We start from the raw sequence: 16,088 nt of genomic DNA on the forward strand, positions 1-16,088 counted from the left end.
ACATGATTGATAGTGCAAATTTAGCCATAGGTATTATTCCTGCCCGGTTTGCTTCTACCCGATTTCCGGGGAAGCCTTTAGTGGATATCGCAGGAAAAAGCATGATTCAACGTGTATATGAGCAAGCGCTGAAAGCAAAAAGTTTATCGAAAGTAGTCATTGCTACAGATGATGAGCGTATAGCGGATGAGGTTAAGAGATTTGGCGGTGAGTTTGTGTTTACATCTGCTCAGCATCAAAGCGGTACCGATCGATGTGCCGAGGTGATTGATAAAATTCCCGGGTTCGATATTGTAATCAACATACAAGGCGATGAACCTTTTATAGAGCCTAGCCAAATAGATTTATTAGCAAGTTGTTTTATTGAGGATAAAGTTCAGTTGGCCACGCTCATTAAACCCATCCAAAGCCAGGAAAGCATTTACAATCCAAATAGCCCGAAAGTGGTGATTGATGTAAACGGCAGAGCAATGTACTTTAGCCGAAGTCCGATACCATTTATTAGAAATGGCGAGCCAGGCGTTTGGGCAGAGAAACATCAGTTTTATAAGCATATTGGTATCTACGGATATAGAACAGAATCATTGAAAGAAATTACCAAACTACCACCATCATCATTAGAAATTGCAGAGAGCCTGGAGCAATTGCGGTGGATTGAAAATGGTTTTTATATTCAAACAAAAGTTACAGATTTAGAAACGGTTGCAATAGATACTCCAGAGGATTTATTAAAGTTGAATAACTTATTAGCGGCTTTGAAGCGAGAATAAAATAATATTCTTAAATTACACTTAAATATGATTTAATACCCTCAAAATTTGAATCGTTGAAAAAGATTGTAATCATTTTTATATCATTTCTAATTATTCAAACGGCTAGTTCTCAAGAACCTATCGGTATCTCCATAAAATCCAATTTGTTAAATTTATTGGCTAAAAAGCCATCTTTTTCTATTGAGAAAACCTTTCGCCAGAGATACGGTCTGGAGCTTTCCTATTCATCAGGCGAATTAAACTGGGGTAGAGACTACAAGTTTAGTGGTTTTTTGCTCAGAGGGAAAATGTATGCTTATGATATTGAGGTCAAAGAGATCACTCCCTTTTGGGGATTGTATGTTGGAAACCTGAACAAAACCATCGTTTCAAACAATGCCTATGTTCATCCTACAGGATTTTTATCGTTTGGAAACAACAGAAATTTCAAGGCGAATTCAATTCGTTCAGGGATGAATTTGGGCTTTTTATATCTCCCAACCAAAAGATTTTTAATAGAAACCACTACAGGCTTAGGTTATGGCAAATATTTCAACTTAGAAACATTTCAAGATAGAGCTGCTCCGAAAGGTTATTTGGATTTCCAATTATGGTTATCAGTAGGCTATAGCTTCTAATTATAATTTAATTGTTTATAAAAACTTAAAATTTGTATTTTCGGAAATGAGAAAATTGCTGCTCCTACTTTCCGTTGCCTTATTGTTATATGCTTGCCAAACTGACAAACAGAAAAACAACGATTCTATAGAGTTTAAGAATGTAAATCAAAGTATAGCTCAATCATTTTCTGATCTAAATAAGCTCGATACTTTTAAAATTGAGCTGACTGGCAGGAAACCGGAAGAAATGGTTTTAACCTTTACCATTAAAAATTTTGATGGAAAAGAAATTTATAACGTAAAACTAAAAGGAACGGATTTGTTAGGAAATACAGATCCAAACCTTGATTTATCAAAAGAAAAAGCGCAGATTGTATTCTTAAAAACCATCGCAGATGATTTTTTTGCTGAAGATAATTTTCTCGAGCCTGCAGTGATGCCGGAAGACAAGCCTGACAAGTATGTTCCGGATAAAGCGCTCTACGAAGAGCTTAAAAAATCTGGCTTAAATGGCTTCAAGTACCGTTTAGGTAAAGAAAAAAATCTCTATATCGCCTGGAGCGAAAAAGAAAAAAAGGTAAAAATCTACTATAACTGCTGTTAAAAAACTCCCTATTCTTCGTACAACATCCCTATGTCCTATTAAACTAATCTAATATGAGAAGAGCTGTTTTGTTGTGCTATTTTGTTTTTTGTGCTGTGCTTAGTAATGCGCAAAGTGTATTTTTAAAAGAAAAACCAGCTAACGAAAAAGCTGCAGTTAGTATCAATGACCATGCGCCAAGTGTGATGTTTTTTGGTGTAAATGATGGAAGTGATAGTTGGAAAAATCATAAGCAAAAAGAAAAAGAAGTCAACGCCTATTTTGGTTCGGTTTATAGCAACTTCCCGATCTTGGACATTGGAAAAGAGCATGTTGTAGAATATAGTAACTCCAATGGAAAATTTGTTTTTTACAGACCAAATACTAAACGACAATTTGGAATGATTGTTTCCAATGGGAAAGACAAGCCAATACTTGTTCTCAATCCAGACCAATATTTGAAAACTATAAAAACTTACCTCAATATTGGTAGTGCTGATGATTTGGTTCCTAAAACGCTCGATGAACGAGATCAAAAAGATGCGGTTAAAGAAATGCAAGGTGTTTTAAAAATAAAATTCGTAACCGATCAATCGTATGCTCAAAGGCTAATTAAAAATGCGAGTTCAGTACACTACAGTAATACTTATGAAGACGGAAGTCCCAAAATGACTTGTACAAATAGTGTGTTTGAAATGTTTGGCGATAGTTTAATGACGACTAAATCTCCTTATGGCGCAACTATGTTTATGATAAAAATAACATCATGCAATCGATGGACAATACAATGAACGGTAAGCCGAGTGGATATTCGAAGTATTTGAGAGATCAAAATGGCTTAATCAAAAAGATTGTTAGTGGTGATGAAAAAAGTACCGATTCGACCGTTTTTATTTATGAGAAAGATAAATACCACACCATTAGCTTCAGTGGTTCAAGGCCTTATTCTTTAGAGACGTTCTTTTTAAATGATCAAATGCAATGCGTTCGTAGGTTATCCAAAAGATCCGATCAATCCATCATTTGGGACATCACTTACATTTATGACAAATTTGGACGTATCATTCGAGAAGGAAAAGTAGATAGCGAAATGATTTATAGTTATAAAAATGATTCTGATGCTATTTTCTCTGGCTTCAAATCCTACAGCCTAAATCCCCGAAGGCTTGATCTTCAAAATGAAATTATTAGAGAAAAGAACAAGCAAACCTTTATTGGGAGAAATGGAACTGGAGGCTTGAATTTCATATCTGTAACTTACACTGCTAAAGATGGATCGACGAAAACCTATTCTTATGATAAGGATAATAAATTGACAAGCGTAAGTGTAATACGCTGCTTGTAAAGGTCAACGGATGTTGTAAAACAGTTAACATCCCAATTACCAATCTTTTTTAGCTTATTGGAATGTTATCAAACTTTCACATTTGTAAACAGCGCTATCGATAGATCTAACTGATCTTGCTAAAAACTAAAAAATATGAAAATTGCCTACTGGATAGTCAGGAAAAACACGGCTAAGAATAACTAATAACGTAGGATTCGCTTTCCATATTATAAAAAATTGAAGATGAGTCATCTCTAATTTTCTGATAAACATCACATTATCATTTTTAAAATATCTAAATTTTAAATCAGCAGAAACAAGGAATTTTCCTACCTTTGTATCCCGTACAAAAAGCGGCAATATTTACCATTTGCCGTAAAAAATCACAAACATGACTAAGTATATTTTTGTTACGGGCGGTGTTACTTCCTCATTGGGTAAGGGCATCATTTCCGCATCTTTAGCTAAACTTTTACAGGCACGTGGCTACCGTGTAACCATTCAAAAATTCGATCCTTATATCAATATCGATCCAGGAACACTGAATCCTTATGAACATGGCGAATGTTTTGTTACTGAAGATGGTGCCGAAACCGATCTGGATCTTGGTCACTATGAGCGTTTCTTGAACGTTCCAACTTCACAAGCAAACAACATTACTACTGGCCGTATTTACCAAAACGTAATTAACAAAGAACGTAAAGGTGAATATCTGGGTAAAACTGTTCAGGTTGTGCCCCACATAACCGATGAAATTAAGCGCAACATGCGTATTTTGGGCGATAGTGGTGATTACGATATCGTTATTACTGAACTAGGCGGAACCGTTGGTGATATTGAATCTCTACCATTTATTGAGGCTGTTCGTCAGTTTAAATGGGAAGAAGGAAGTTCAAATGCGATTGTAATTCACTTAACATTAGTGCCTTATTTAGCTGCTGCGGGCGAATTAAAAACTAAACCAACACAACATTCGGTTAAGGCATTATTGGAATACGGTATCCAGCCAGACATCTTAGTTTGTCGTACTGAACATCACTTAGGTTCTGATTTGAGAAAAAAAATTGCTCTTTTTTGTAACGTTAACATCAACGCCGTAGTCGAATCTATGGATGCGTCTACTATTTATGATGTTCCGTTGTTGATGATGAAAGAACAGTTGGATAAAACGGTTTTAGCTAAATTAAAACTCCCAACTAAAAACGAACCAGATATGGAAAGCTGGAAAGAGTTTTTAGGACATTTAAAAAATCCCACAGCTGATGTAACTATTGGTTTGGTTGGTAAATATGTGGAGTTACCAGATGCTTACAAATCGATTATCGAATCTTTTGTGCATGCTGGTTCTAAAAACGAATGTAAAGTTCGCGTTGAATATATCCACTCTGAAGGCATTTTTCCTGATAACGTAAAAGAAAAATTAGGTCACTTACATGGCGTTTTAGTAGCACCAGGTTTCGGAAGTCGTGGTATTGAAGGGAAAATTGATACCATTAAATACGTCCGCGAAAATAATATTCCATTTTTCGGAATATGTTTAGGTATGCAATGTGCTGTTATTGAGTTCGGGCGGAATGTTTTGGGCTTAAAAGATGCGCATACTACCGAAATTGAAGCTGATTCTAAAAATCCTGTGATTAACATGATGGAAGAACAGAAAAATATTGTCAACATGGGCGGTACCATGCGTTTAGGTTCATATCCTTGCGACATTAAGAAAGGAACGAAAGCATTTGCTATCTACGGCAAAGCACACATAAATGAGCGTCACCGTCATCGTTACGAATTTAACAACGATTATTTAAAGCAGTACGAAGATGCTGGAATGATTGCTTCTGGAATTAATCCACAAACAAATCTGGTGGAAATTGTAGAGTTAAAAAACCATCCTTTTTTCGTTGGAGGACAGTTTCACCCAGAATTAAAATCAACAGTTGCTAATCCTCACCCACTTTTTGTTAAATTTGTCGCCGCTGCGATGGAGTTTGCGAAAAAGAAAACGAATTAAAAGCAGTACAAACAAATATAATGGATAGAAATACCTTTACAGGATTATTCCTGATTATGATCATCTTGGCGGGATCATTCTACTTTTTTGGGCCAAAAGATGCTGAAATAAAAAAAGAAAATGCCAGAATCGACTCTATAAAGAGAGCTGATTCACTAAAAAACGCTGGAATTAAACCAGTTTTAAAAGACACAACTGCTGTAGCAACTACACCAACTGTAGATTCTTTGGCTTTAAAAGGTCCTTTCGGTTCTGCAATAACAGGAATAGATGCAAAAACAGTTTTAGAGAATGAGAAATTATTAATCAACCTAAGTAATAAAGGTGGTAGAATTATCTCGGTAGAAGTTAAAGGACAAAAAACCTATGCTGGCAAGCCGCTAATATTATTTGACGGAAATGCCAATAAATTTGGCTTAACTTTAAATGCTGCTGGCAAAGTAATCAACACTAACGATTTATACTTCACTCCTACTAAAGCTGGTAATACCGTAACCATGCGTGCTAATTATGGCGCAAATGCTTATGTTGAGTATGTTTACGATTTAAAAGCTGCAAGTAATAAAGTTGGCTTTAACATCAACCTGGTTGGCTTACAACAAGTAATTGCCGGAAATAACATTTCTTTAAACTGGCAAACTATCTTACTACAACAAGAAAAATCTTTGGAAAGCGAGCACCGTTATTCGGCTCCATACTATAAATATGTAGATGGTGATGTTGATCACTTAAGTGTATCAAAAGATGAAAAAGAAGATTTAGGAAAAGGAAAAATTCAGTGGTTTTCATTTAAACAACATTTTTTCTCTGCAACGCTAATTTCGAAGGATGGTTTCGAAAAAGGAAGTTTAGAAGTAAAAATCCCAACAGCTCCTGGTCAGGTTAAATTTTATGATGCTAATATGCAATTACCTTATGCGCATCTTGCAAACCAGGCATACAGCATGGAATTCTACTTTGGTACCAACAAATTCTCTGCTTTAAAAGATCAAGGTTACGATTTAGAGAAACAAGTAGATTTAGGTTACTGGCCGTTAAAATACATCAACCGTTTTATCGTATTGCCTGTATTTAATTTTCTTAACAACTTCGGCTGGAATTTCGGTTTAATTATTTTGGTATTAACCATTTTATTAAAAGTTGCGTTATCTCCATTAACTTACAAGTCATACCTATCAATGGCTAAAATGAGGGTATTGAAACCAGAAATGGATGAAATTAAAGCCAAAGTAGGTGAGGATAATCCAACCTTGGTTCAACAAGAATATTTAAAACTTTACAAAAAGGCTGGTGTAAATCCACTTGGTGGTTGCTTACCAATGGTTTTACAATTACCGTTGGTAATGGCTTTCTTCTTCTTCTTCCCTAACCTTTTCGAATTACGTGGAGAAAGTTTCTTATGGATGAAAGATTTATCAACTTATGATGAGTTTATTAAATTCGGATTTAAAGTTCCATTTATTGGCGATCACTTGAGTTTAATGTGTGTTTTGATGACGGTTTCAACATTAATCATGACTTACTTCAACAATCAGGTTTCAGGTGCAACTGGCCAAATGAAATACATTGGTTACATCATGCCAATCATTTTCTTAGGCGTTTTAAACAGCTATCCGGCAGGTTTGAATTATTATTATTTCTTGGCCAACTTAATGACTTTCGGACAGCAGTTCTTAATTCGTAAAATGGTAGATGATGATAAAATCCATGCTTTAATTCAACAGAATAAAGCAAGACCAGCTGATGAGAAAAAGAAGAAATCTAAGTTTCAACAACGTTTAGATGATTACATGCGTCAGCAACAACAGGCAAAAAAATAATTAAATGATTATAAAAGAGCCTCGATTGTGAAAACAGTCGAGGTTTTTATTTTTACTGAGAATTTTAAAAATATTATAGTTATCAATTCTAATTTAATTTCACTAAATTGAAATAACCAAACACAATCCTCCCTATTTTTTATTTACTGGTTTAACGCCCTCAAATGAAAATATGGAATGTATTGTTAATCTCCCTTACGCCTTTTTATTTATTCGGTCAAAACAGTCTGGGTCCTCGGCTTACTGCCATGGGCAACAGTGGCACCGCCGTTACCGATGTTTGGGCGCTACAGTCAAATCCATCGGGAATAACCTCGCTCGAGCAGCCAACCATTGCCTTAAACTACATTAAACTTCTTTTTAGTGATGAAATTAGTACACAAGCGCTAGTTGCTGTTCTACCTTTAAAAAACAATTTTGTTGGACTTAGTTTCCAACGCTACGGATTTTCAGAATACAATGAGAGCAAAATTGGTTTTGCTTATGCCAAAAAATTTGGCAACAAACTATCAATCGGCCTTAACGCAAACTATCATCAACTTAAAATTGCGAATTATGATGCTTCAACAGGTTTTTCATTAGATGTTGGGGCGCTTTACCATTTTAATAATGAATTTACTTTCGGAGCATTTTTAAGTAATCCATCAAAACAAAAATTCAGCAACACTGAAATATTAATAGAAATTCCAACATCGATTAATGTTGGTGCAAGTTATCTGGCCTCTGATAAGGTATTAATTGCTACATCTATCAGTAAAAAACTTGATGAATCGATTGATGTTAGCTTGGGTATCGATTATAAAATTATCAGTTTATTGAGCCTACGCGGTGGTTTAAGTGCAAAACCTTTTAAGCAATATGCTGGATTCGGTTTAAACTATAAAAAGTTCTTGTTTGATATGGCAACTACCTATGATGCCAACCTTGGTTATGCACCCCAAATTGCAATTGCTTATGCGTTTTAGACTTATAACATTGGTATTTGTAGTGACGGGTTTCATTGCAAACGCTCAAATTGCTGAGCAAGAAGTTGATGTTCGAGATATTTTGGAAAGTGTAGCAGAAAATCTTCCTGACGATTATGATATGACTGAACTAATTGAGGTGCTGACGAGATATAAAAAGCATCCAATTAATCTTAACAAAACTTCGCCGGAAGAATTGAAGACGCTTGTGTTTTTGTCTCCTCTTCAAATCAGTAACTTCTTTTCCTATTTAAAAGATAACGGAGATTTTGTTAATGTATTGGAGCTTCAAAGTATTGATGCATTTGATATCAAAACTGTAGAGAGTTTGTTACCCTTTGTTACTTTGAGTGTTGCAACAGAATACGAAAAACTTAGCTTTAAAAATATCTTAACTTTAGGAGAGAATGATTTAGTGATGCGTTTTGCACAAACTTTGCAGACGCAAAAAGGTTTTACAGATTTACCCGGAAACCGATATTTAGGATCTCCAGAAAAGTTTCAAGCCCGCTATCGTTACCATTATGGAACAATTGTTTCAGCCGCCATCACCCTGGATAAAGATGCTGGTGAAAAATTCGTTGGTAAACCATTTGATTTCTACTCTGGAAATATTGCATTATTTAAATTAGGTAAAGTTAAAAAGTTAGTAATTGGAGATTACACCTTACAATTCGGACAAGGTGTTACCATGTGGTCGGGGTTTGCCTTTGGTAAAGGGCCAGATGTTACCAGCGTGGCAAAAAAAGATTTGGGCTTGCGTCCTTATACTTCAGCTAATGAATATTCATTTTTAAGAGGTGCATCCGCGACAATTAATCTTTACAAAAATATTGACATTACTCCTTTCGTCTCTTTTAGAAATCTTGATGCAAGTCAGGAGCTAGATTTTGATGGCAATCTAGTTCAAGCAACAATTAATCAAAGTGGTTACCACAGAACACCGACAGAAATCGAAAACAAAAATTCTTTGACTCAACAGGTTTATGGAGCAGCACTTCAATATACCAAAAATGAATTTGGATTTGGTGCCATTGCTTATCATAGTAAATACGGAAATAGTTTCATTACACAAACTGCGGTTTACGATCGGTTTAGTTTTACAGGAAATTCATTAACAAATTTAGGTGCCTATTATAATTATACCTACGAAAATATTTACTTCTTTGGTGAAGTTGGAAAAAGTTTAAATAGCGGTTTAGCTGATGTTAATGGTGCTTTAATCAGTCTTTCTCCTATAGTTTCTGCTGCAATAACGTATCGGAATTATGAAAAGGATTATCATAATTTTTTTAATCAGGCATTGGCTGAGGCAAGCGAAGCGATAAACGAAAAAGGATTGTATGCAGGCTTAAACATCACTCCAAACAAAAAATGGGCGTTCGCCATTTATGGCGATTACTTCCAATTTCCTTGGTTAAAATATCGTGTAGATGCACCATCGAAAGGCTACGAAATCTTAAGTCAGGCGGTTTACACCCCGAGCAAACCTTTAAATTTTTAGCAAGATTTAAAACTGAACACAAACAACAAAACACCGATTTGGATGTCCCGATTAACTTTTTGGATGATGTTAAGAAAGAAGGCTACCGCATAGAAGTGAGTTGGCAACTCAATAAAAAATGGAGCTTTCAAAACCGAATGGAAGTTTCTCAATATAAAAAAGGCGAAGCAAATCGTGAATTTGGCTATCTGATTTACCAGGATGTAGATTACTCTCCGATGTTTTCTAAAGTCACCGGAAATCTAAGAATTGCATATTTCAACACACCAAGTTACAACAGCCGGATTTATGCCTACGAAGATGATGTGCTATATAGTTTTGCCTTCGGAATGTACAGTGGAAAAGGTTTCAGGACTTACTTAAACCTGAAATATAACCTTGCTAAAAAATTAAATATTTGGGCAAGATACGCCATGTTTGTTTATAAAAATAAAGAAACAGTTGGTTCATATTTGGACGAAATACAAGGCAATAAAAAATCAGAGATAAAAATTCAGTTGAGGTATCAATTTTAAAATATGTTTAAAGCAGAATATATTTTCGCAAGGATTCTAATTCCTTTTTTAATTGGGATTGGCATTTTTTACTTCATCGCAACGCAAAGAATGATTTTGATTACTGAGATTACGTTGGTAGTGATTTTCATTTTTTTATTAACTATTAACATAATTTACAAAAAGGCTAAGGGCTATAAGTTTAAAGGCATAACAGGATCTTTAATTTTATTTTCTTTTTTATACTGGGAGGATTACTATGCCTCTTAAATAATCACAAGCTGAGGCAAGATTACTTCGCCAAAAAGAAATATACTTACTTAAAAATTTGGATAAATGATGAACCCGAGCAAACAAATGATATTTTAAGGTTTACGGCAAACGTAGTTTCGGGTTACGAGAATTCGAGCCACGTTAAGCTGAGCGGACAATTATTGCTGGCTTTGAAGGTAGATAGCCTAAGCCCAGTAAAATTAAAATATGGTGATGAGTTGATAGTGTCCGCAAAATATCTGGAAGTTGAACCCCCATATAATCCCGCTGAATTTGATTTTAAAAGGTGGCTGGCCAGCAAAAACGTTTACGAACAAACATTTATCAACCAAAAGCACTTGCTTAAAACTAATAGAAATACTGGAAATCCGATTATAAAGTTTGCCTTGGATTTGAGGGAAAAGCAGGTGGCAAAATACCGAAAACTAATAAAAGATGATGAAGCTTTTGCAGTTGCATCGACACTCATTTTAGGATATCGGGCTGATTTAAGTAAGGAAACGCTAGCAGCTTATTCTAAAACTGGAACGATACATGCACTCTCTGTTTCCGGTAGTCATGTGGAGATAATTTTCTTTGTGCTAGATTTTTGTTTAGCTTTTCTGGACAAAAAACGTTCACTTAAAATTCTAAAGTTTATCCTCATCTGTAGTCTGATTTGCGGCTATTCATTAATTACAGGTTTATCTCCATCTGTCGTCCGGGCGACGATTATGATCACAATTTTCATCACAGCTAAAACTTTCGCCAGAAATAAAAACGGATATAACACTTTAGCATTTGCGGCATTTTGCCAGCTGATTTACAATCCATTCTTAATTTGGGATGTTGGTTTTCAACTGTCATACCTGTCCGTTTTTGGTTTAATTTATCTTCAACCAAAGATTTACAAATGGATTTACGTTAAAAATAAATGGCTGAATAAAGTCTGGCAATTGATTGCACTTTCTCTATCGGCACAATTGGTTACATTTCCGCTTTGTATTTATTATTTCCATCAGTTTCCTGTCTATTTTTTAATAGGGAATTTGTTTATCTCTATTCCGCTTATTTTTATTATGGTTTTAGGAATTGCTATTCTAGTTCCATTTATAGATAAAATTTCCCCAATTTTTGAATGGATAATCGTTACTACAAACACCGTTTTAAAACGGATTGCCGATTTACCATTTTCTACTTTTTCATCGGTATGGATTACTCTTCCAGAATTAATCTTGATGAGTATTGCTTTGGGCTTATTGATTTACGGGCTTGTCGGTAAGAGTGCTAAATTTTATATCTTTTCCGCGTTGATTTATGTCGCCTGTTCTGCAATTACCCTTTATAATGATTGGACGGCTATCCATCAGAAGAAAATTATCTTTTTCACCTTAAGAAAAAATTATGCAGCTGCATTTATTGATGGTAAAACCGCAATTTTACTTACCGATTTAAGCTCAGACGATAGAAATTACGAATTCTTTATTGAGCCCGCACTGCAACAATCTCAGATTAATGCAATTAGATTTACCAATTTGGAAAGAGACACCGTTTCGAAGAATTTCATTAAAAAAGATAACCAAATTGTATTTTATAAGTACAATATTCTACTGATTGATGAACACCTTAATTATAAAAAGATAGTAATCGATAGTAAATTTTCAAGCGTTTGGTTAACAGCTAATAACAAATACAATTTGCAAAATCTTCCTAAAGAATTAACATTTAGACATTTAATTATCGACGCTACAAATAAAGATTATAAAATAGCAATCTTTAAAAAATTTGCGGAGAATAATAAAATAGAAGCTCATATTTTAAAGAAAAATCCTGCATATTTGGTTTACCTAACCCAATAACATGGAAAACCTGGTTTTGTACCGTGTGGAAGAAAGAATTGCCACCATAACCCTCAACAGACCCGAAAAAAGAAACGCACTAAATCCTCAATTAATTTTGGAATTAACTGAGAAATTTATTCACGCATCAGAAGATGATGCGGTTAAAGTAATCGTATTAAACGCCAATGGAGGTTCATTCAGTGCGGGTGCAGATTTAGAGTATCTTCAACAATTACAACAAAATACCTTTGAAGAAAATGTTATAGATTCGAACAACTTAAAAAAGCTTTTTACAACCATTTATTATCTTCCGAAAATCGTTATTGCACAGGTAGAGGGACATGCAATCGCCGGAGGATGCGGATTAGCCACAATATGCGATATTATTTTCGCCACCCCTGAAAGCAGTTTTGGCTATACAGAAGTTAAAATCGGCTTCGTACCGGCTATCGTTTCTTGTTTTTTGAAGCAAAAGGTAAACGAAACTATAGCTAAAGAATTATTGCTAACTGGAAAAACCTTCACAGCTCAGGAAGCTTTGGAATATAAATTGATAAATTATGTAACAAATTCAGCAGAAATTAATCGAAGTGTTAAAGAATTTGCACTACGTTTGTGTAGCGGGAGTTCTGGTAATTCGTTGATGATCACAAAACAGCTAATTAACCAAACAACAAATCCCTTACTGGAGAAAAGCTTGGAATTTGCAGTACAAATAAATGCTAGAGTGAGGGAAAGTGAAGATTTTAAAAAAGGAATTGCTTCATTTTTAAATAAAGAAAAAATTAACTGGTAAAAAACTAAACTTAAATAAAAACATGTTAAAATCAATCAAAACAAGCGTTGTCGCTTTAATCTTAGTTAGTGGTGCAATAATCGCACATGCGCAAAAAAAAATTGCTGAAGGTACGATTACTTACGGCTTGGAATATAAATTAACTGATGAGCAAAAAGCTGCAATGGGTGGTCAGGAACCACCTGCAGAAATGAAAGTTAAATTCAATAATGGTTTAACTAAAATTGAAATGGAACAAGGTCCTGCTTTAATTGGTATCGTTTCTGATAACAACGAAAAAACTGGTTTATTATTAATTGATGTGCCTATCGCTCAAAAACAATTCGCCGTAAAACAATCAAAAGAAGATGTAGAAAAAGCTATGGGTGCAATCGCTAAGTTTTCAGATTTCAAAGCAACTGGCGAAAAACAATCTGTAGGTGGTTACAATGCTGAAAAATATACATTTAAAGATGATAAAGGTGGCGCTCACGAATTATGGGCAACAAAAGATGTAGAACTTCCGAACGTAGGTTCTCAAAACTATTTCCCAGGTTTAGGTGCATTTCCAGTAAAGTTTACAATGGTTCAACGCGGTATCGAAACTACAACAACATTAAAATCAATTGCTGAAGGTAAAGTGGGTGCAATTTCGAAAGACGTTCCGGCAGGTTACGAAGTAGTAACTATGGACGAATTAATGAAAATGCAAGGTGGCGGAGAATAACTAACTTATATCTTACAATCAAAGGCTTTTTAACTGCCGGCTTTTATTTAAATTAGCCCAAAAGTTAAAAAGCTTTTTTTATGACTAATTTTCTATGATAAAAAACTTATTACTCAAACTTTCAATTGTTTGCATTGCCGTTTGTGCACTTGTTGATGCAAAAGCTCAAGGCATAAATTGGGCAAAAGATGGCAATTCTTATTATCAAATTACCAGCGGAGAAATTGTTTCTGTTACGCTACCTAAAAGTGAGAAAAAAACGATTATTTCCCGGGCACTTTTAACGCCTTCTGGAAAAGATGCCCCTATTGCAGTTCGTAGTTTTCAACTTTCTGCCGATGGAACTAAAGCTTTGATTTACACCAATAGTAAAAAAGTTTGGCGTTACGATACACGTGGCGATTATTGGTTGGCTGATTTAACAGCGAATAAGATCACTCAAATAGGTAAAGACAAGCCTGCATCATCGTTGATGTTTGCAAAGTTATCGCCCGATGGTAGTAAGGTTGCTTATGTAAGCAAACACAATTTGTATGTGGAAAATACTGACGGGACTAACATGAAGGCCTTAACAATCGATGGAACAGACCGAATGATTAACGGCACTTTTGATTGGGTTTACGAGGAAGAATTCGATTGCAGAGATGGTTTTAGATGGAGTCCTGATGGAAAATCTATTGCTTATTGGCAAATCGACGCTACTAAAATCAAGAATTTTTTAATGATTAATAATACCGATTCGATTTATCCCTTCACCATTCCTGTAGAATATCCGAAAGTGGGCGAAAATCCATCAGCTTGTAAAGTTGGTATTGTCGATGTAAATACTGCTAAAACCAATTGGTTAAATATCCCTGGCGATAATATTCAACATTATATTCCTCGGATGCAATGGGTTCCAAATAGCAATGAGGTAATTCTCCAACAATTAAATCGCGAGCAAAATGAAAGTATTGTATTTATTTGCGATGCAACCAGTGGCGCTGCTAAAGCCATTTATACCGAAAAAGCAAAAGCATGGATTGATGCCCAAGATGAGTGGAAATGGTTAAATGACAATAAGGAGTTTACCATTTTATCTGATAAAGATGGATGGGCACACCTTTATAGAATTAGTCGTGATGGAAAAAAAGAAACGCTGGTAACAAAAGGAAATTACGATGTTGTCGATGTAAAATTAATCGACGATAAGAATAACTATTTGTATTTCATCGCTTCGCCTAATAATGCCACACAACGTTATTTGTATAAAACCAAGCTTGATGGTAAGGGCAAGTTAGAACAAGTTACGCCATCTATCCTGCTTCCTGGCACGCACAGCTATGATATTTCCCCTAATGCAGCTTTCGCTCGTCATACCTACAATAGCGCTACAGTAAGGCCGGTAACCGAATGGATGAATTTTACTACAGGCAATCCATTCACCATGGATGGTAGCATTACTAACCAATTATCAAAACAAGAAGCACCTAAAAATAAAGTAGAATTCTTTAAAGTAACTACAGAAGATGGTGTTGAATTGGATGGTTGGATGAAAAAACCAGATAATTTTAATCCCGATAAAAAATACCCTGTAGTATTTTATGTTTATGGCGAACCTGCTTCTCCAACAGCCTCTGATACTTATGGAGCGGGTAGAAATCCGCTGTATGCCGGCGATATGGCCAAAGATGGTTATATCTATATTTCTATGGATAATCGTGGTGCGCCTGTTCCTAAAGGTGCAGCCTGGAGAAAGGGTATTTACAAAAACATTGGCGTAATTAATATCCGCGATCAGGCCATGGCCGCAAAAAAACTGCTGGCTACAAATGCATTTATGGATAAAGATCGTGTTGCCGTTTGGGGCTGGAGTGGCGGTGGTTCATCCACTTTAAACTTAATGTTTCAATATCCTGAAATTTACAAAACAGGTATCTCCATTGCAGCTGTTGGTAACCAATTAACTTACGATAATATTTATCAGGAACGTTATATGGGCACTCCTTTTCCAAGCAAAGAAGCTTATGTTAAGGGCTCTCCTATTACTTATGCCAAAAACCTGAAGGGTAATTTACTTTACATTCACGGTACTGGCGATGATAATGTTCATTATCAAAATGCCGAAATGTTAATTAACGAATTGATTAAAAACAGAAAGGTTTTCCAATTAATGAGCTATCCAAATCGTACGCACAGTATTTCTGAGGGCGATGGAACGAGTGAACATTTATCGCTCACTTATACTAGGTTTTTGAAAGATAACTGCCCTCCAGGCGCAAAATAGAATTGATATTTGAAAAGCAATTTAGCGGGGAATCGGTTTCGATAGCCCCGCTTTTCATTTTAATCTTTTTTGTAAAAACAACCTCGCAGGTTTTAAAAACCTGCGAGGTTTCTCAAAAAAGTATTACATTTCAATCGGATTTAAAATGCAATGT

General features: G+C 35.2%; 14 protein-coding genes. All 14 read left to right on the forward strand.

From position 1 onward, the window contains the following. Positions 1 to 2 precede the first annotated feature (2 nt). The 14 genes from kdsB (at position 3) to AC3ITD_RS07975 (ending at position 15,934) form a co-directional block, all read left to right on the forward strand. Entirely contained in the window at positions 3 to 770 is a 768-nt protein-coding gene (gene kdsB / locus AC3ITD_RS07910) for a 3-deoxy-manno-octulosonate cytidylyltransferase (RefSeq protein WP_265798757.1), read from the forward strand. Positions 771 to 826: 56 nt separating this feature from the next. After that, positions 827 to 1,390: a DUF3575 domain-containing protein gene (locus tag AC3ITD_RS07915; protein WP_489365509.1), complete on the forward strand. Its 564-nt coding sequence runs from the start codon at positions 827 to 829 to the stop codon at positions 1,388 to 1,390. A 46-nt stretch (positions 1,391 to 1,436) separates the two neighbouring features. Continuing rightward, positions 1,437 to 1,976, forward strand: a complete 540-nt coding sequence (locus AC3ITD_RS07920) for a hypothetical protein (RefSeq protein ID WP_265798755.1) — start codon at positions 1,437 to 1,439, stop codon at positions 1,974 to 1,976. 53 nt (positions 1,977 to 2,029) lie between these two features. Continuing rightward, positions 2,030 to 2,746, forward strand: coding sequence for a hypothetical protein (locus AC3ITD_RS07925; RefSeq protein WP_489365511.1), 717 nt, complete (start codon positions 2,030 to 2,032; stop codon positions 2,744 to 2,746). Then, entirely contained in the window at positions 2,731 to 3,300 is a 570-nt protein-coding gene (locus tag AC3ITD_RS07930) for a hypothetical protein (RefSeq protein ID WP_489365513.1), read from the forward strand. Before AC3ITD_RS07925 ends, AC3ITD_RS07930 begins: the two co-directional genes overlap by 16 nt. Before the next feature lie 373 nt (positions 3,301 to 3,673). Then, positions 3,674 to 5,290, forward strand: coding sequence for a CTP synthase (gene pyrG / locus AC3ITD_RS07935; protein ID WP_056848918.1), 1,617 nt, complete (start codon positions 3,674 to 3,676; stop codon positions 5,288 to 5,290). A gap of 20 nt (positions 5,291 to 5,310) precedes the next feature. Continuing rightward, positions 5,311 to 7,110, forward strand: a complete 1,800-nt coding sequence (yidC, locus tag AC3ITD_RS07940; protein ID WP_265798753.1) for a membrane protein insertase YidC — start codon at positions 5,311 to 5,313, stop codon at positions 7,108 to 7,110. Between the two features lie 164 nt (positions 7,111 to 7,274). Then, entirely contained in the window at positions 7,275 to 8,075 is an 801-nt protein-coding gene (locus AC3ITD_RS07945) for a PorV/PorQ family protein (protein WP_489365516.1), read from the forward strand. After that, entirely contained in the window at positions 8,065 to 9,579 is a 1,515-nt protein-coding gene (locus AC3ITD_RS07950; protein WP_489365518.1) for a helix-hairpin-helix domain-containing protein, read from the forward strand. Before AC3ITD_RS07945 ends, AC3ITD_RS07950 begins: the two co-directional genes overlap by 11 nt. 38 nt (positions 9,580 to 9,617) lie before the next feature. Next, positions 9,618 to 10,094: a hypothetical protein gene (locus AC3ITD_RS07955; RefSeq protein WP_489365520.1), complete on the forward strand. Its 477-nt coding sequence runs from the start codon at positions 9,618 to 9,620 to the stop codon at positions 10,092 to 10,094. Positions 10,095 to 10,303: 209 nt separating this feature from the next. Then, on the forward strand, positions 10,304 to 12,184 hold the full coding sequence (locus AC3ITD_RS07960; RefSeq protein ID WP_489366647.1) for a ComEC/Rec2 family competence protein: 1,881 nt from the start codon (positions 10,304 to 10,306) through the stop codon (positions 12,182 to 12,184). Between the two features lies 1 nt (position 12,185). Further along, positions 12,186 to 12,962, forward strand: coding sequence for an enoyl-CoA hydratase/isomerase family protein (locus AC3ITD_RS07965; RefSeq protein WP_489365522.1), 777 nt, complete (start codon positions 12,186 to 12,188; stop codon positions 12,960 to 12,962). A 22-nt stretch (positions 12,963 to 12,984) separates the two neighbouring features. Then, positions 12,985 to 13,668 (forward strand): DUF4412 domain-containing protein, encoded by a 684-nt coding sequence (locus AC3ITD_RS07970; protein ID WP_489365524.1) that lies wholly within the window; start codon positions 12,985 to 12,987, stop codon positions 13,666 to 13,668. A gap of 94 nt (positions 13,669 to 13,762) precedes the next feature. Next, a complete protein-coding gene (locus AC3ITD_RS07975; protein ID WP_489365526.1) occupies positions 13,763 to 15,934 on the forward strand; it encodes a S9 family peptidase in 2,172 nt (723 codons plus the stop codon). Positions 15,935 to 16,088: the final 154 nt, after the last annotated feature.

It is taken from the genome of Pedobacter sp. KH_004, from assembly GCF_057840755.1.

Excerpts from the sequence above, each read along its gene's own strand:
- kdsB (WP_265798757.1), top strand. The coding sequence starts at position 3 with ATGATTGATAGTGCAAATTTAGCCATAGGTATTATTCCTGCCCGGTTT.
- AC3ITD_RS07920 (WP_265798755.1), top strand. The coding sequence starts at position 1,437 with ATGAGAAAATTGCTGCTCCTACTTTCCGTTGCCTTATTGTTATATGCT.
- AC3ITD_RS07925 (WP_489365511.1), top strand. The coding sequence starts at position 2,030 with ATGAGAAGAGCTGTTTTGTTGTGCTATTTTGTTTTTTGTGCTGTGCTT.
- AC3ITD_RS07930 (WP_489365513.1), top strand. The coding sequence starts at position 2,731 with ATGGACAATACAATGAACGGTAAGCCGAGTGGATATTCGAAGTATTTG.
- pyrG (WP_056848918.1), top strand. The coding sequence starts at position 3,674 with ATGACTAAGTATATTTTTGTTACGGGCGGTGTTACTTCCTCATTGGGT.
- yidC (WP_265798753.1), top strand. The coding sequence starts at position 5,311 with ATGGATAGAAATACCTTTACAGGATTATTCCTGATTATGATCATCTTG.
- AC3ITD_RS07945 (WP_489365516.1), top strand. The coding sequence starts at position 7,275 with ATGAAAATATGGAATGTATTGTTAATCTCCCTTACGCCTTTTTATTTA.
- AC3ITD_RS07950 (WP_489365518.1), top strand. The coding sequence starts at position 8,065 with ATGCGTTTTAGACTTATAACATTGGTATTTGTAGTGACGGGTTTCATT.
- AC3ITD_RS07965 (WP_489365522.1), top strand. The coding sequence starts at position 12,186 with ATGGAAAACCTGGTTTTGTACCGTGTGGAAGAAAGAATTGCCACCATA.
- AC3ITD_RS07970 (WP_489365524.1), top strand. The coding sequence starts at position 12,985 with ATGTTAAAATCAATCAAAACAAGCGTTGTCGCTTTAATCTTAGTTAGT.
- AC3ITD_RS07975 (WP_489365526.1), top strand. The coding sequence starts at position 13,763 with ATGATAAAAAACTTATTACTCAAACTTTCAATTGTTTGCATTGCCGTT.